The organism is Streptomyces justiciae (assembly GCF_015163075.1).
Taxonomy (GTDB): domain Bacteria; phylum Actinomycetota; class Actinomycetes; order Streptomycetales; family Streptomycetaceae; genus Streptomyces; species Streptomyces justiciae.
Window position 1 is genome coordinate 98,158 of record NZ_JADDXU010000026.1, and the last position, 16,784, is coordinate 114,941.

The window sequence follows — 16,784 nt, forward strand, 5'->3', positions numbered from 1 at the left end:
TTCGATGTCCCCGACGGGACGCCGTCATGCCTCAAACGCTTGGGGCGCGCAGTGCCTTCCGGGCGGCGCGGCCACGCCGCCCATCCCGTACAGTGCGCCGCCAGAGCTCAAGTTCGGCTTGGTAAGCCTCGACTAGCGGCCGGACATGGGGCACGGTCTCGGACTCCGTCTCTTCTCGGACGATCTCGTCGACCGGAATGCTCTGCTCTCGGTCGAGATCACACGCAAGCGCCAGCCGGTCCGCGTACAGGTAGAGCCTCCGACGCAGCCTCAAAGTCGCGCCATCGTGATCGACGTTCATGAATTTGCCGGCACATCCGCCAAGCCGACGGGCTTCGCTGGTACTGCCTAGGCTGCGCAGTTCAAGCACTGTAGGACTGTAGATGTGCTCACCTTGCGTGACTTCACTCCAGACACAGATCGAGGCGAGGCGTGGATCCGCATGGGCCCCGTGCTCAGTAAGGCCAGGGAGTCCCTCCCGCATGACGTTCCAATCGCTCGCTCGCATGCGCCAATTTGCCATTAACCGACGCCTGTTAGCAAAGTTCACGCGGAACACCGCCCCACTCAGATCCTGAGCGACGCGCTCGGCAGCGTCTTCAAAAGACGGCCACAGACCTGCGGCGTCCAGACGGGGCCCAATCCGAAGGAGCGTGCTTTGCGCACTCCCATTGGGCATCCCGAGTAGGGGCGCACACTCGATCCAGCGCTTCCCGGTGAGGAGTTCAGCGAGGCGCAGTGAGGCGGCCCGCCGCAGACAACGCTCGGTCTGCCAGTCCCTCCTCGGCAACGCCTCAACGATTCCAGCGAAGTGCCGCTGGAACCACACGCGGGGCACGTAAGCGGGAATGTCCTCCGCGCGAAATTGGTGTGAGGGGCGGATTTCACGATGGCGGGCGAGAGTCGGGACGCCATGAAGGCGCCGGGCGACCGCTCGTGACAATGTGTTTGAAATGTCCTGCTTCCGCAGGACACTTCCGGCGTAGGGGGGAGAGCGTCGATAGGCCTCGCGCGCAAGCGGATTGACGCGACTGCGGAGAGAAGCAAGTTGGCGATCGCCCAGCAGCGTGTCGGCCGCGAGGAGCAAGGCCCCACACACGTCCGGATCACTCGGAGGTGCCTTGGTCCCGACCAGACTCAGGCTGCGCCTTTCCTTACGATCTGCGCTGATGAGCGCTGCGGCGGGTTCCGCGTGGGTGCCGACGAGATCGACAAGGCAGGAGGAGGGAAGGAGCTCAGCTCCCAGCGGCCACGTCATCTTGATCAGATGCGTCATCGCAATGAGGTCCGGAAAGTACGTCGCATCCGACTCCGCGGCACCGCTCATGCTCGACGCAGCCGGGTCCGGATTCAAGTGGCGCCAGATGCGCTGCTGCAATGACAAGAGACGTTCAAGGTCATCGGTCTGCAGTATTGGGCGAGCGCACATCCCGTCGCCTCGCTGATCGAGCCTGCCGGGGCACGGTGGAATTCCCCTCCAATGAACCGTGTGGCTGCGTTCCGCTCCGGGCCTGTTGCGGCATTCGGCGGGATGTTGTCCGGGCATCCCGGCGTTCTTCACCAGGTCGCGACGCCCACTGGTTGGACCGTTCACGGGAAGCCCGCAATCCGGGCAGAGGTATTCCAGGAGGCGACGGTGGGGCAGGCAAGCGAAGACGATCGGCAGGTGCCATTGCAACCGCCATGCGCCTCCATAGAGGCTCTCCTGCTGACTGCCGTTACCCCGCAGGCAGTCGGGACAGTAGCGGCTCGACTGGTTCACGGCCCAATTAGTGGATGCACTGGCTCCGATGCGCGCCGTGTTCGTGCGCACCCTAGCCAGAGGGCGGTAAACCCGCTTAAAACGGCGCAAAGTGAGCCGCTCAGCCTCCTCATGCGCCAGGTGTGTCACCGAGGCGAAGACGGCCAGGACATCGTCCGGAATAGCCCTGAGGTACAGACTGTTGAGCCGCCCCTGGTCGACAAGACCGCATAGTTCGCCGATCCGCAGAGGGGACCGCTCCAGACGGTACGCCAGACGCAGCACGAATCCGGGCAAGGACTCCTCAGGCAGCGGTGTCAGGCTGCGCGCAAGTCGATCAGTGACCACACCATTCCTCCTGCCGCCATGCCCGACACCGACGCCACTATGGGAGCCCCCCTTGGGAACTTGAGATCGACGGAATCCGTGCGCCGTAACCACAGTGGCCATCTGGAACTCCGCGTAACGAATCAGCCGGCCGTCTGTGGCAACAGGGAAACGGTCAGATTTTCACTCGTACGCGTGAGTTGCGAACGGGCGGCCACTCGGGGCGGGCTGAGCGCCGTACGGTCAATGCGCTTTTGGGCTTACCCATCACGGTGCGGAGGCAGGCACTCTCGGATGAATTCGACAGCTTTGGGGCAGGGCTGGCGCACCGGATCGACACCGTCCCATGGGGGCACGTGGTCGGACGTGTGCGCCCTGGAAGACCTCGCCGTGCTGGATTCCGGTTTCACGGACTACGCACAAGCATTGGACCTGGATGGGGCGTGGCCCGAGCGCTGGAGCACGATGTGGAAGTTCGGCCAGACTCCGGTCACCAGCCCGGTGCGTGACCTGGACAAGGTGGATCTCCGGCGGAGCGTTCCAGTACGCCGTTTCACCTGGCGCACGGACCAGTTCCACCGCCCGGGTCTCGAGTACCTGATGGCGACGGACCGGCACCACGGTTTCGAGAGCCATGAGGAGGAGCGGCTGCTGCTGGTGGCCGACTTCGCCGCCGGCCTGATTGAGGCCCTGTGCCAGCCCTTCCTGCTGCGGTTCTTCTCCGGCGGCAAGGTGATCCGGCACACCCCGGACTTCCTGCTCGTGACGGAGTCTGGGCTCGTCCTGATCGACGTACGTCCGGACGGCCGGATCAAGCGGGAAGACGCGCTGAAGTTCGCCGCGGCGGCGGAGGCGGCATTGTCGGCGGGCTGGCAGTACGGCGTCGTGGTGGGCTGGCGCCAGCACGTATGGACAAACGTGGACGCGCTCTCCGCAGAGCGGCGTCCGCTGCCGGATGTGCTGGGAATCCAAGAGCAATTACAGGAAGTGGCGGCACAAGGCCCCTTGCCGTTCGGCGAGTTGGCGCAGCGCTGCCGCATCCCGGCGATCGCCCGGGCCCATGCGATCCACCTGCTGTGGCACCGTCACCTCGGCGTGGATCTCTCCGGGCCGTTCGGGGACGCGAGCCTGGTGCGGCTCGCTCCTCAGCAGCATCACCGGCAGCTGCCGCAGTGAGCACTTCCCTCGATCCCATGTGGAATCTGTCGACCGGCGCCGAGCTGATCATCAACGGCAGCGCGTGGCGGATCCAGTCCTGCCTGCCGCACCTCGGCCGGGTCACGCTCGTCGACGAGGATGGCGAGACGTGGAAGACCTCGATCAGCGAACTGATGCATCGCCCGGACTGTCGCCCCTCCACGCGAACCCGCACGGACCTGCCCGCCGCGGACCGGGGCCGTCAGCCCAAGTCGATGGACGACCTTACGGAGCATCAGCGCGAGATCGTCATGCTCCGTATGGAGCACTTGCGGGAGGCCGAAACGGGGTTTCGCAGCGGCGATCCGTGTGACGCGTTGCCGCATGAACCACGACCGCAGTACAACCCGGACACCACGACGCTGACCGATCGCCGCCACGCCAAGGAGAACGAACTTCGCAAGACCGCGGCCGAAGCTCCCGCCCAAGCGAAAGCGAACGGGCTGCACCGGGTGAGTGTGCGCACGCTGATCCGCTGGGACACTGCGCGGGCGAAATACGGCCCGATCGGCGTCGCGGACGACCGCTGGCTGCGCGAGGCGACCGGGCACACGATCACCCCCGAAGTGCGCGAGGCGTTGTTCGCGGTGTACGCGGAGTCGACGACTCGCCGCTCGAAGCTGACCATGCGGGACAAACAGCGTCTCATCCACCAGTACGTGCGCGAGGTTTTCGAGGCCCCGGATACCAAGCCCAAAGACGGCGATGCAACAGGAGGCACGGAGGGTAAAGCTACAGATGCTGAACCCGCTGAGAAGCCGCGCGTGCAGATCCCCAACTACGACACCCTACGGGCCATCTGGAAGGAGTGGTTCGGCTCCAACGGTGCGCGGCAGCGCTACGCACGCTCGGCGGCGAAGGCCCAGCAGTACGCGACAGGACGGCACGTCGTGGTGCACCGCCCCGGCCAGGTGGTGGCCCTGGACAGCACGGTGCTGCCGGTGAAAGTACTGGACAACGTGTTCGGCGACCCGGTGTCCGTACATCTGACGCTGGCATTGGACGTCTACACCCGCTCGATCGTGGCGTTCCGGCTCAGTCTTGTCTCCGACAAGTCGATCGACGTCGCGATGGTGCTGCGGGACATGATGATGCCGCTGCCGATGCGCCCGGAGTGGGGCAAGAATGTGGAGTGGGCCTACCCCGGCGTCCCCAACATGGTGGTCGCGGAGTTCGCCGGGTACGAGGTCGCCGGGCTGCCGTTCTTCCCTCCCGAGACGGTCACCACCGACCACGGCTCCGTCTACCGCAACCACCACCTCGTCGAGGTGCAGCGGGTCATCAAGGCGAACATCAAGCCCAGCCGCGTTCTGCGTCCGACCGACAAGCACTCCGTGGAGCGGACGTTCGGCGCCATCAGGTCGCTGCTGTTCGCCCTCCTGCTCGGCTACCAGGGCACGGACGTCGCCGACCGGGGCGTGGACCCTGAGGCCGACGCCTGCCTGACCGTGACGGAGATGGAACACGTTATCGCCACCTGGGTTGTCGAGACCTGGCAGAACCGGCGCTTCGGCTCGTACGCCCCGAGCTGGGACCCGCGTGGCGATCACAGCCCCAACAGCCTGTTCACGGCGGCCATGTCCCAGGGCGGCTTCGCCCTTCGGATTCCGCCCGCCGAGCTGTACTATCAGCTCCTGCCGCGGCACAAGCTCATGATCCACGGCAGGCGCGGGGTGAAGGTCAAGAACCTCTGGTACGACGGCCCCGCCCTGGATCCCTACCGCGGCAAGCTCTCCCACCGCGGCGGGACGGACAAGAACAAATACGTCGTCCACCGCGACCCACGTGACCCATGCTTCGTCTTCTTCCAGGACCCCAATACGCACGACTGGCACACACTGCGCTGGACCGGACTGCCCGAAGAAGGCGAGGTTCCCGCGTTCAGCGACGCCCGCGTCCGTGAAGCCATGCGAGAACTACGCAAGACAGGCCTTGCCCCGAAGTCGGACACCGAACTCCTCCCGGTGCTCCTGGAGTTGATCGGTGGCAACATCCCGGTCGAGAAGTGGCCGACACAGCTCTCCAAGAGGAAGCGCACCGAGCACGCGCGCGAAGTCGCCCAGCGGGCCGCGGCGGCCGCCGACCGCCCCGCAGACGCGACCGAGAGGAAGTCGCCGCAACCCGCCCCCGTTCCCTCTGCGCGGGCAGGTTTCTCTGACAGCAAGGTCGTCCCCCTGCGCCCGAAGGACCGCGCTCAGCAAGTACACGACGCGGTGAACAGCGAACGTCGGCGCCGTCGCGAGGCAGCGGTCCCCGACGAGCTGCCCACGTCCCCCGATCTGTCCGAACGGCTGCGCTCGTCGAGCTTGATGGCGCTGCTGGACGACGACTTTGACGATGACGACTCCACCATCACGGCCGGCGAGGCCGAGGAAGAGGCCAGTCAGTGACCTCGAAGCAGAACCCGCTGTCGTTCCTTCCCGGCCCGGCGGTGGACCGCACCACCTTCGAAGGCTGGAACCGATGGTGCGAGACCCGCGACGCCTTCGTCCCTGCGCCGATCCTCACCGCTGAGCAGTACAAACGCCTCACGAAGCGCCAGAAACGCATCCACGATCTGCATCGCCTCGCGACGCACAGCTCCCTGCCGATCCAGGCCACCCCCATGAGCGAACGCGTCGCCCACGCCGTCCTCGCCCGCGTCGAGGACGGCGCCTTCAGCCACAAGGCCGGAACCCGCGGCGGCATCATGGTCAACGGCGACGGCGCCCAGGGCAAGACCGAGACCATCTGCGAGGCCCTGGCCATCTTCCAGGAAGAGTGGCTGGCCCTGAACAACTACGCGAACCCCGACGCCATGCCCGGCACCCGCGACCTGGTCGCCCCCGTCGCCTACGTACGCTGCCCCGTCAAGGCCACCCCCATCTCCACCTGCCAGCGCATCCTCGACTTCTACGGCGAGGACTACAAGGGCATGCGACTGGAAGACCTCGTGCGCACCGTCAAGACCGCAGTCGTCGAGCACGCCACGAAGGCCCTCGTGATCGACGACATCACCCGCCTCAAGCTGCATCGCGAAGCCGACCAGGACGTCCTCGACCTGATCCGCGAAATGATGAGCATGCCCGTCACCCTCATCCTCGTCGGCGTCGGCATCCCCACCTCGGGCCTGCTGCGCGAAGGCCGCCGCGACCCCAAGACCCAGGAGTGGATCTACGAGCCGGTCAAGGACGCCGGCCGCAGCCCCAACGCCCACGCCGCAAGCCAGCACGAACGCCGCTTCCAGGTCGTCGACCTCGACCCGTTCAGGTACAAGACACCAGCGCAGATGGAGGCCTGGATGGTCCATCTCCGCCGCTTGGAGGGCGAGTTGCGCCTGCTGAGCGACACCACCGGCATGCTCACCGAGGGCGACATGCCCGAGTACCTGTTCAACCGCACCAAGGGCGTCGTCGGCATCCTGGAGAAGCTCATCCAGCACGGCTGCCGCCGCGCCATGGAGGACAAGAGCGAGCGCCTGACCAAGGGGCTGCTCAACCAGTTCACGGTCACCCCGGACGACATGCCCGACCTCGACGCCGGGTCAGGCGAACAGCCCCACATCCCGCCCCACGAGCCGACGCAGAAGAAGAACTCCCAAGGCCGCAACACCGTGTTCGACGACGACGGCCCGGCCCAGAAAGACGCCGGATGAGCGAGGTACGGCGTCGTGTGCTGGCCCGCTCCATGGACCCGCTGCCGGAGGAGTCCCTGCCGGGGTATCTCCTCCGGCTCGCCTACCGGCTCGGCCGCTCCCCAGGGCGCATCGCCGAGCTGTGCGGGATCAGCGACGGTCGCCAGCGTCGCCTCGTCGCCGACCACCTGCTCGAACTGCCCGCAGACACGGCCACCGCGTTCGCGCAGGAGAGTGGCCTGTCGGAAGCCGAAGTACGAGGCCTCGCGCTGATGCGGTACGCGAGGACCTATCCGGCGCTACGGGTGAAGCGAGGAGCTGAATCCCCTCAGACGGGTCGGAAGGGATACTTCGGCAGCGTCAGCCACTTCTATTCGGCGTCCTGGAGCGTGAACTTCTCCAGCCGCTACTGCCCCGACTGTCTCGTCGGCGACAGCAGTGCGGTCCAAGTCGCGTACGGCGGCGCGTGGAGTCTGCGCTGGCACCTGCCGGTCGTCTTCGCTTGCTCGCAGCACCAACGGCTCCTAGACGTACGGTGCCCCTCCTGCCGCAAGCCGATCAACCAGTCCTACGCGGGCCGCGCCACATTGATCACCCAGCCCTCGAACAGTGTTCGCCTGCATCCTGTCCAGTGCCGCAACACTGTCCCCGGATCGGGCGATCGCGTCTCTCGCGTACGCCTCTGCGGCGCGCGCCTCGACCAGCCGACCGACCACGACGTGCAGACGCAGGTTTCCCCTGCGGACCACGCGCACCTCATCGAGCTGCAGCGCCAGCTCGATCAGCTCCTGTTCCCCGCAGCAGCTTCCGTGGATGAGGAGCAACCTCGTGGCTGGACCATCCAAGAGCTCATCCCCATCGCCCAGTTACTCACCCTGAGCTGGCCCGCTGGGAGAAATCTCGCCCCATCGGACGGGCTCGCTTCGCTCATCGACGAGTACGCGGCCCCCATTCACGCGCACCTCCTCAAGGCGCCCGCCCGGCGCAACGCTCAGCTCCGGCTCCTGTGGTCCGCACCGCAGGACAGTGCTCAATGCGGGGCGCTGCTCCTGAGCGCGAAGGCCCTGTTGGACGAGGCTCCCGACGAGGCCGCATTGCGGGAACGCGTCCGCCCCCTGGCGCAGTTCGCCTTCGAGAACGCACCCGCGAGCGCGTGCCGGTCCTTCTTCAGCCGGCCGGACTTCTCACCAGGCCTGGCGCGGGCCATGGCCCGCCGCGTGCACGGCTTCTACGCCGCCGGCCCCCTGGAGTACGCCACCCTGCGGGTTCCCTCTCGCGCCTGCCGCTTCACCGTCGAAGAGGTACCCTCCCATCTCCCGACGTCCTGGTACGACAAGTACTTCGGCGACTTCGCCGCCCACGTTCCCCTGGCCAACCTGTACACGGTGCGCCACCTGCGGCGCGCGGCCTCCCTGAAACTCGCCGAAATGGCTGCCGGTGGATCATGGCGGAACTGTGCCGAAGCCCTCGACATCCCTGTCGGTCAAGCCCACAGCGCACTCGTCAAGCTCCGCCACCAGTTCGGCGACAGCGGTTTATGGACACGCTTCGAGGACGTCACCGAAGCGCTCGCCCACCACCTAGACGTCCTTCCCGAGCGCATCAACTACGCCCGGCGCCGCCGCGCCCTGGCTGAATGGCAGATGCCAGACGAGGACTGGACCGCGCTCTGCTCCGACGTGCGGCAGGCGGACCGGTTCACCGCCCAGTACGGCACAACTCTCGGCACCGTGCTGGCATGGACCGAAGCCACCCAGGCCGACTATCACCTGTGCCCACTGCTGGACAGAATGCGCAGCGGCCCTACCGGCATCGCCCGGCTGATCGACGAACTCTCCGCTTTCTTCACGCCGGCCAACCACCGCGGCGGCCGCCTCGAACTGCGTCACCGCATCGCACGCTACGCCGCGCGGCTCGGGGAGGAAGATGGGGATCGGGGAGGCTTGCCGGTCGCCGTCGCCCAGCGCAACTCGCGATGGGCATGAGCGCTGCCCCGGCGTTGCCCACACCTCCCGGCCGCCCTTCAAGTCGGTGACGTCTGCGCTCAGGCCGGCAACCCCAGCAGTCGACGGCGTGCCGTCACCAGCCCTCTCCACCGTTGCCGCGTCCTCCGCTGTCCATCCACCCACCGCGGCCCAGGGGCGGCCACGGGCAGCGGCAGGTCGCCCATGAAGTACGCGATGTCGACGTAGTACGCGTAACCGCCTCGGCGGGTGAGCCCTCTCAACTGATCGATCGCAAGCTGGAGCCCCGCGTCATCGCCGAGTACCGCGTGGTGAAAGCACAGGGCCAGTTGGAGTTTGGCGGCCGCGTAGGCGATCCCCGAGACATCGATCTCCGCACGCAGCACCGCACCCCGATCGAGGACGTCAGCGCCCCGTCCGGCATCGCGTACGAGACCGGCGATGCGGGCGGTGATCTCGTTGGAGCGCAGGCTGAGGGACTCCAGCATCCGTTCGGCCAGGTCGAGTTCATCATCCGCGCGCGCAGGGTCGGCCAGGGCCGCGGCGAAGGCGAGGTGGGCCTGCGCTACGGCTGTCTCGCCCACGACCCCGTGCTGTTCCGCTTCGTCGCGTCCGGCCCGGTAGGCCGCGACCGCACGGTCGATATCGCCCTGTACCCACCACACGTCGCCCATGACCCGGTGGTGCCGTCCTTCCCATCCGAGTTCCCCGGCGGCCTCCAGGGCGGCAGGGAAGTCTCCGGCCAAGCGGCTCAGATGCGCCAGGCCGCGCCGCGCGGCCGGCGCCAACCGCCCTTGACCCGCGACGACGTGTCTCATGCCGTCACGTGAGGCGTCGGTCAGACCGAGATCGCGTTGCGCCTTGGAGCGGTAGTACAGGGCGAGATCCGCGAGTTCGTCGGGCAGCAGTCCCGACGTGAGGACCGCCGACAGCCGACTGACCGTACGTTCACGGTGCTCGTGCTGGCGACGTGCGACCGCGCTGAGCGTGTCCACCAGGGCGGCGGCCGGCGTGCCCGCGCCAACTCCCAGGGCGTCATCAGCATCCGGCAGGACGAGTGGTTCCCAGATGGAGTCGGCTACGTACTGGAAGGCGGCGTCGATGAGCCAATCGAGCTCCAGCTGGAACTCGCGGGCGAGCCAAAGGCCTTGTCGAAGGCAGCCGAGCAGCAGCGCGCGGTCCCGTCGCGGGCCGTGGCGCCATTCGTCGGCCAGAGCTGTGAAAGCACGCTGAGCGGCGCGCTGCCAGTCCCGCTGCGACCAGCGGTCGTCACCGGTGTCGGATGCGTTGCGGATGGCGGCGCGTATGACGTCGTGCAGGTGGAAGGGCCACCGCTCGTTGACGGTCTCCCGCACGAAGGGCCGCTCGACCAGACGGAGGACGGGAGCGTCGTACTCCAGGCCGGAGGCCTTGGCGGCGAGCGGGACGGAGAAGGCGTTGAACAGGCTGACCGACCGCAGCACATGCCGCTCGTCGAGGGTGAGGTCGCTCAGGGTGCGGGTGATCAGTGCCGGGAAGTCGTGGTCGAAGTCGGCGAGTTGGGGCTGTGCGCCGCCCCGGCGCAGTTCGAGGTAGCGCATGACCGCTAGGTCCAGGTACAGCGGCAGGCCGTGGGAGCGTTCGGCGATGACCCGGCGTATCGGCATGTCGATCAACGGCTGTCGGTCCTTCACGAGGCGACGGGCGAGGTAGTCCTCGCAGTCTTCGGGAGAGAAGTCGCCGATCAGGATCTGGCGGGACGCCGGTTCAGTCACGTTGATGCTTGTGCGGGCCTGTGAGGCGACGGGCGGTTGCAGGCCAGGCCAGGCTCCCGGCCCGGCCCAGTCGAGTTGGCCGGCGAGCGCTTCGTCGCCCCACTGCAGCCGGTTGCGTCCGGTGACGATGAAGAACGCGTTCGGCATGAGCCAGACGAGCCGCTGGAGCAGCCGTTCTACGTCGCGGTGTGTGCGGTCACCGATGTCCTCGAACGTGTCGAGCAGGACCACGGGCAACGTCCGCTTAGCCGTCGGGAGTTGTGCGAGGTCCCAGGCGAGGAGGTGCGGGTAGAAGCTGAGGGCGTCCGGACCGGGCTCGGCTTCGAGGAGGTCGGCGAGGCGCGTGCAGCCGGCGAGGGCGCGTACGGCCTGCCGCCGCTCGCGCAGCGCCCTGACTAGGGCGCCGGTGCCGTGCCCCATAGCGCTGCCGACCGTGCCGGGCAGCAGGAGGGCCTGGGCGACGTCGCTGAGCACGGACTGCATGTGCTGCGGCAGCGCGGCCGCGGCGCTGAACCGGCCGAGGAGTCCGCCGCGGCGCAGGTGTTCCTCGATCGGCTCGCCGGGGTGGTTGTGCTCCCAGTAGCGGCGCAGGGCGAGATCGAAGGCGGGCATCGGTCGCCCCATGACGGTGAGCGCGAGCCGGACGGAGAGGATGACACGCTCGAAGTCGGTGTTCGCCGAGCGGGCGAGGTCGATGCGCACCGGGATCACGCGGTGCCGGTGCAGGTACGCCGGCGGCGCCCACTGCGGCGGCCGGTCGTCCCCTCGCGCCAGGACGGCCTCGATCTTGCGCGAGAGCGTCGACTTCCCGATCCCGCCGACTCCATGGAACACGAGGACGTTGCGGCGGGGGCTTTCCAAGTCCTCCGCGTCGAAACCCGGCGCGCTGACCCGGCTCAGGTGCTCCGCCAGGCATTCTGTGACCGTCTGCCACTGCGCCTGGCGGTTCGTGAACGCCTCGCTCGCGGAGATGCTCCGGTCGTTCGAACTGAACAGGGTCCGAAGGTCCCGGTCGTCCACATGTCCCCCTCTTGACGATCAAGTCGCGTCAATCTACGTCTACTTGGGCCGGGGACGGCAAGGTACGCGATCCGGCCACGTGTCCGCCTGAGAGAGTCCGGGGTGCCGGTAGCGTCGTCGACGACGGGCGCGGGTAGGCCTCGTATCACTTCGGAGGGGAGCACTGGTGGTCGACCGGATCTGGCTGGATGTCCCGTACGCGGAGAAGGACCAGGCGAAGGCGGCTGGAGCCCGGTGGGATCCGGCCGCCAAACGCTGGTACGCGCCCCGCCGGGGTATGGCGGCGCTCGACGCGTGGGCTGCCGCTCCGGACGTGCCGGACTTGCTGCCCGGCGAAGACCGCACGCTGGGGCAGGGCTTGTTTGTTGACCTGGTGCCCTCCAGCTGCTGGTTCACCAATGTGCGGTCTTGCGTGACGCCGAGGGACTGGGAGCGGCTTCGGCGGATGATCACTAGCCGGGCCGGGAGGCGGTGCGAGGCATGCGGCGCCACCGAAGACCGCACCGCCCAGCGGTGGCTGGAGGCGCATGAGCGGTGGGTGTACGACGACGCGGCCCGGATCCAGCGCCTGAAGCGGCTGATCTGCCTGTGCACGGACTGCCACACCGTCACCCACTACGGATACGCTCAGGTCCGCGGCTTGGAGTCGAAGGCCTTCGCCCACCTGGTCAAGGTGACGAAGATGGACGGCGTGTCCGCCCGCCGCCACATCGACGCCGCGTTCACGCAGTGGCGGCGCCGCTCCGCCGTCACATGGCAGCTGGACCTGAGCATCCTCACGGACGCGGGCATCACCCTGAAGCGACCGCCCGCCGCAGCTGACCGGCCCGGTGTCGCCGCGGCCCAACTCGCCGCAGAGCGAGGCGTCCCCCGCCCCTCTGCCTCCGCCTCGCTCCCCACTACCCCAGCGGTGCCCTCGCGCCCCACCCCGAACGTGCCTCGCCCGCGTGACGACTCAACGTCGCTGCTCCGCCGCATGTTCGGCCGGGGGCGCTGATCACCTGCGACCGCCCGTCAGGCAGGGACCGCCGGCTCCCCTCCGCAAGCCGCAGCACGTTCCGACTCCTCGTGGCTCGGGTCAACGACCAGCGGCTTGACGTCGGCTTCGTCGCCTACGAGGCGGGGCGGCTGCGCGTTACCGAACCGCCGCCATCGCAGTCCGACCATGTCGGTGAACTCCAGTCCGAACACCAGCTAAGCATCCGCAGCAAGGGCGGGGTGTCCGGGAAGGACAGGCTGAGCTGCGGACTGCTGCTCCTTCGATCCGGGTGCTCAGCACGGTCCGAGGTGCCACACAACTCATACCGGATCGCCGTCAACGGGCCGTCGTCGGCCGTGCAGAAGACCCAGCGCTGCGGATCGACGATCGGGCCTTCAGCATCGTTGATCACCATCAGGCCCACGTGCAGGCGCCCACTGAAGTTCCGATGCCCTGCCCCGCGGCCAGCTCCGACCGCGTCGGTGCCCTTCGGATCGTAGAAGGACGCCTCCTTCCCCACAGCCCTGGCACGCTCTCTCGGCGGCACCCACGCACAACGAAGACCCCCGGGGCGGACACCATCCGGGGGCCTTCAGTTCAGTGGCGGATCAGGATCAGACGTGCTCGACGACCGGCGGCTGCGCCGAGGAACCCTCAGCGTCCGGCCCCGTCCCCCGCAGCGCGACCTCTTTCACGAACACCGCCGCCACCAGCGCGACCACGGCCACCACGGCCCCGAGCAGGAACGCCGAGTGCGTGCCGGCGGACACCGCGTGCTGGTACGCCTCCCGCGCCGCCTCCGGCAGCTTCGCCAGGCTCGCCGCGTCCAGCTGCGCGGACTGCTCGGTCACCTTGGATCCCAGCGACCCGGCCCGCTCGGCCATGACGTCCTGGACCCGGTTGTTGAACAGCGCGCCCATGATCGCGACACCGAAGGAGGAGCCGAGCGTACGGAAGAGGGTGCTGGACGAGGACGCGACGCCCATGTCCTTCATCTCGACGCTGTTCTGCGCGACCAGCATGGTGACCTGCATCAGGCAGCCCATGCCGAGACCGACGATCGCCATGAAAACACCGGAGGTGACCCGTGAGGTGCCGGTGTCCATCGTGGACAGCAGGTACAGTCCGACGACCATCAGGACGCTGCCGACGAGTGGGAAGACCTTGTACTTGCCGGTGTTCGTCGTGATGCGCCCGGCCAGCATCGAGGTCACCAGCATCGCGAGGAGCATCGGCAGGAGCAGTAGCCCGGAGTTGGTCGCGGAGGCGCCCTGGACGGACTGCTGGTAGAGCGGCAGGTAGAGCGTGGCCCCGAACATCACGAAACCGGTGATGAAGCCGATGATCGCCATCAGCGTGAAGTTGCGGCTGCGGAAGATGTGCAGCGGCAGCACGGGCTCCGCGGCCTTGGTCTGCCAGAACACGAACCCGATCAGCGAGGCGACGCCGACGGCGATCAGCTCCATGATCCGCGCGGACGTCCAGGCGTACTCCGTGCCGCCCCAGGTGGTGACGAGCACGATCGCGGTGATACCGACGGTCAGCAGCACGACACCGAGGTAGTCGATCCCAGCCTTGGCCCGCTTCTTCGGCAGCTGCAGCACGACGGCGATCAGCCCCAGCGCGACGACGCCGAGCGGCAGGTTGATGTAGAACGTCCAGCGCCAGCCCCAGTTGTCGGTGATGGTGCCGCCGACCAGCGGTCCGCCGATCATCGCCAGCGCCATGACACCGGCCATCATGCCCTGGTACCGGCCGCGCTCCCGCGGCGGAATCAGGTCACCGATGATCGCCATGACGCCGACCATCAGACCACCGGCACCGAGGCCCTGCACGGCCCGGAACCCGATCAGCTCCCCCATGTTCTGCGCCATGCCGCTCAGCGCGGAGCCGATCAGGAAGATCACGATCGACGACATGAAGACGCCCTTGCGGCCGTACATGTCACCGAGCTTGCCCCAGATCGGGGTGGCCGCCGCAGTGGCCAGCGTGTACGCCGTCACCACCCATGACAGGTGCTCGGTGCCGCCCAGCTCACCCACGATCGTCGGCATGGCAGTACCGATGATCATGTTGTCGAGCATCGCGAGCATCATCGCGATCATGAGCGCGAAGAGCACGAGCCGAGTGCTCCTGGGCTGTTTCGCCGTCCCGGCGCCGTCGACGGTGTCGACGGTTAGCGTGTCCGCCATTGTTCCCTCTTTCCCAGGACTGCGGCCCTGACCAGCCACGTTCCTGCCGAATCAGTCTCCACGAGCTACTTACTTGCCGCCCGGCAAGTTGGCTACACTTGGAAGGTAGCCCCGGAACTAGCCGGGCGTCAAGTAAGTTATCTAGTCGGGCGGCAAGTAAGTTCGCAGGAGACGCGAGGAGCGCGAGAATGGTCGGCACCATGGACGACACCAAGCGGCAGCAACGCGGCAACACGCGCCAGCGCATCCAGGACGTGGCCCTCGAGCTGTTTGCCGAGCAGGGCTACGAGAAGACATCGCTGCGGGAGATCGCGGAGCGCCTGGACGTCACGAAGGCGGCGCTCTACTACCACTTCAAGACCAAGGAACAGATCCTCGTCAGCGTGTACGAGGATCTGACTCGACCGATCGTCGAACTGATCGATTGGGGCCGACAGCAGCCGCAGTCATTGGAGACGAAGCAGGAGATCCTCCGCCGCTACCACGACGCCCTGGTCGAGGCCGCGCCCTTCTTCCGCTTCATGCAGGAGAACCAGGCGACGGTGAAGGAACTGCGTATCGGCGAGATGTTCCGCACACGCATGCTGGGGCTGCGCGACATCCTCCTCGACCCCGACGCCGCCCTCGTCGACCAGGTCCGCTGCGTCAGCGCGGTGTTCACGATGCACGCCGGCATGTTCGCCCTCTCCGACCTAGCGGGCACGGACGAGGAGAAGCGGAGAGCGGTCCTGGAGGTCGCGACCGGCCTGATCACCGACGCGCATCAGGGAACGGATACGCCCTAGGTATGTGAGGGCTCGACGTTGGTGACGGACGATGGCCGGCCGTCTCAGCCCTCACCCGAGCAGCACGCCCGAGAAGACGAGGCACTTGAAGTACCGTCCCGCAGGCAGCGGACAGCGTGGCTCGCGGCAGGCCACTGCGTCCTCAACCTGCCGCCACCACTAGCCTGTTCACCGCCCTTCAGGCATCCACACACGCATGGCTTGCGTGTGCCCGACATGGCCAACGGCGCGCTACTGCCGTACGTGGCGAAGCGCGATGCGGACACGGCCGTCATCGCCTGGAACAAGCCCGACGACGCCACCGGTTTCACCCTCTACCGGACCTCAGACGCAGACACAGCGACCACCAATCCCCATGAGGACGCGGCGGGTTGGGACGACGTCCTCGCCGACACCCGGCTCCGCAGCTAGACGGAGGACGACCTGCGGCATGGCAGACGCTGGTTCAAGGTCGCCGCCTCGCTCGCGAGCGGTGGCAGCAGCCTCAGTGAGGAGGTGGCGATCGTCGGCGGCGAAAGCCTCGGGTACAGCTGACTCTGTCGGTGCGTCTCGGGAAGGCGTTTCCGCGCTGCAACCTGGCGGTCCGGGCGCCGAACCGCCTCGCTGCGGAGGTCAAGGCAATCGAGCGTCCGTGTCGCCGGTCACCGACACATCGACGGCGGGCAGCGGGCGGGCGGCGTCCTGGGCGGGCCGAGTCGAGCAGTGCGAAGGCGGTCTCGTGATCCACGGGCCGCCGTCAGTACGCACGGCATCGTCGACGCGCTCGCCACGACGAATCTGAAGTGCTGAGCGGACCGGGTGCACCAGAGCGCCGGCCGCCCTGTCCGGGGGGTCGTTCCGAGAGGCGCCGACTCGGGTGGCAGCGTCGACACAACAGCACCCACGCCAAGATCCGCTGCAGCGCCACCGGGATCACCGACATGGTGCAGGCTCGTGAGGCTGGAGAACACTCACTCAACCCGTCGACCACATCGAACTGTTGCCTGCCAAACGCCTGACGATCGGCGTCTACGGCATCCGCATCAACCGCCTCACCTACAACAGGTGAACCTGGAGCGACGGGTCGATGCGCGAACCCTGCTGTCCGCATCATGGACAAGGTATGTCATATTTTGGGATGACGAGAGTAGGGTGCCGTACATGTCTCGCATTCTCGATCTCGCAGTGATCCCCGGTGACGGCATCGGCCAGGAGGTCGTGGCCGAAGGTCTC

Annotated in this window: 11 protein-coding genes; 7 read left to right on the top strand and 4 right to left on the bottom strand. The window is 67.4% G+C overall.

Annotation, left to right across the window (positions count from 1 at the left end):
* Nucleotides 1–31: 31 nt before the first annotated feature.
* The gene (locus IQ210_RS42930) at nt 32–2,089 is read right to left on the bottom strand and encodes a TniQ family protein (RefSeq protein ID WP_158697177.1); all 2,058 of its coding nucleotides are present in this window, start codon (nt 2,087–2,089) and stop codon (nt 32–34) included.
* 345 nt (nt 2,090–2,434) lie between these two features.
* On the opposite strand from IQ210_RS42930, the gene IQ210_RS42935 reads away from it, so the two are divergent.
* From IQ210_RS42935 to IQ210_RS42950, 4 genes are read left to right on the top strand one after another with little or no spacing between them, the layout of a single operon-like run.
* Entirely contained in the window at nt 2,435–3,244 is an 810-nt protein-coding gene (locus tag IQ210_RS42935) for a TnsA-like heteromeric transposase endonuclease subunit (RefSeq protein WP_019068906.1), read from the top strand.
* Nucleotides 3,245–3,261: 17 nt separating this feature from the next.
* A complete protein-coding gene (locus tag IQ210_RS42940; RefSeq protein ID WP_019068905.1) occupies nt 3,262–5,655 on the top strand; it encodes a transposase in 2,394 nt (797 codons plus the stop codon).
* The gene (locus IQ210_RS42945; RefSeq protein WP_019068904.1) at nt 5,652–6,899 is read left to right on the top strand and encodes an AAA family ATPase; all 1,248 of its coding nucleotides are present in this window, start codon (nt 5,652–5,654) and stop codon (nt 6,897–6,899) included. Before IQ210_RS42940 ends, IQ210_RS42945 begins: the two co-directional genes overlap by 4 nt.
* Nucleotides 6,896–8,863, top strand: coding sequence for a TniQ family protein (locus IQ210_RS42950; protein ID WP_078532447.1), 1,968 nt, complete (start codon nt 6,896–6,898; stop codon nt 8,861–8,863). The genes IQ210_RS42945 and IQ210_RS42950 overlap by 4 nt, the downstream gene beginning before the upstream one ends.
* Before the next feature lie 59 nt (nt 8,864–8,922).
* Here the strand turns inward: IQ210_RS42950 and IQ210_RS42955 are convergent, their stop codons facing one another.
* The gene (locus tag IQ210_RS42955) at nt 8,923–11,616 is read right to left on the bottom strand and encodes a hypothetical protein (protein ID WP_019068902.1); all 2,694 of its coding nucleotides are present in this window, start codon (nt 11,614–11,616) and stop codon (nt 8,923–8,925) included.
* Between the two features lie 166 nt (nt 11,617–11,782).
* Between IQ210_RS42955 and IQ210_RS42960 the strand changes: the two genes are divergently transcribed.
* Nucleotides 11,783–12,613: a DUF5710 domain-containing protein gene (locus IQ210_RS42960; protein ID WP_019068901.1), complete on the top strand. Its 831-nt coding sequence runs from the start codon at nt 11,783–11,785 to the stop codon at nt 12,611–12,613.
* Between the two features lie 115 nt (nt 12,614–12,728).
* Here the strand turns inward: IQ210_RS42960 and IQ210_RS42965 are convergent, their stop codons facing one another.
* Both IQ210_RS42965 and IQ210_RS42970 read right to left on the bottom strand, forming a co-directional pair.
* On the bottom strand, nt 12,729–13,010 hold the full coding sequence (locus IQ210_RS42965; protein WP_158697176.1) for a hypothetical protein: 282 nt from the start codon (nt 13,008–13,010) through the stop codon (nt 12,729–12,731).
* Between the two features lie 199 nt (nt 13,011–13,209).
* The gene (locus IQ210_RS42970) at nt 13,210–14,787 is read right to left on the bottom strand and encodes an MDR family MFS transporter (RefSeq protein WP_019068899.1); all 1,578 of its coding nucleotides are present in this window, start codon (nt 14,785–14,787) and stop codon (nt 13,210–13,212) included.
* A 188-nt stretch (nt 14,788–14,975) separates the two neighbouring features.
* On the opposite strand from IQ210_RS42970, the gene IQ210_RS42975 reads away from it, so the two are divergent.
* Both IQ210_RS42975 and IQ210_RS42980 read left to right on the top strand, forming a co-directional pair.
* Nucleotides 14,976–15,572, top strand: coding sequence for a TetR/AcrR family transcriptional regulator (locus tag IQ210_RS42975; protein WP_019068898.1), 597 nt, complete (start codon nt 14,976–14,978; stop codon nt 15,570–15,572).
* A 201-nt stretch (nt 15,573–15,773) separates the two neighbouring features.
* Entirely contained in the window at nt 15,774–15,983 is a 210-nt protein-coding gene (locus IQ210_RS42980) for a hypothetical protein (RefSeq protein WP_158697175.1), read from the top strand.
* The last annotated feature ends 801 nt before the right edge of the window (nt 15,984–16,784 follow it).

Coding starts and splice junctions, on each gene's coding strand:
- IQ210_RS42940 (WP_019068905.1), top strand. CDS start 3,262: ATGTGGAATCTGTCGACCGGCGCCGAGCTGATCATCAACGGCAGCGCG.
- IQ210_RS42950 (WP_078532447.1), top strand. CDS start 6,896: ATGAGCGAGGTACGGCGTCGTGTGCTGGCCCGCTCCATGGACCCGCTG.
- IQ210_RS42965 (WP_158697176.1), bottom strand. CDS start 13,010: ATGGTGATCAACGATGCTGAAGGCCCGATCGTCGATCCGCAGCGCTGG.
- IQ210_RS42970 (WP_019068899.1), bottom strand. CDS start 14,787: ATGGCGGACACGCTAACCGTCGACACCGTCGACGGCGCCGGGACGGCG.
- IQ210_RS42975 (WP_019068898.1), top strand. CDS start 14,976: ATGGTCGGCACCATGGACGACACCAAGCGGCAGCAACGCGGCAACACG.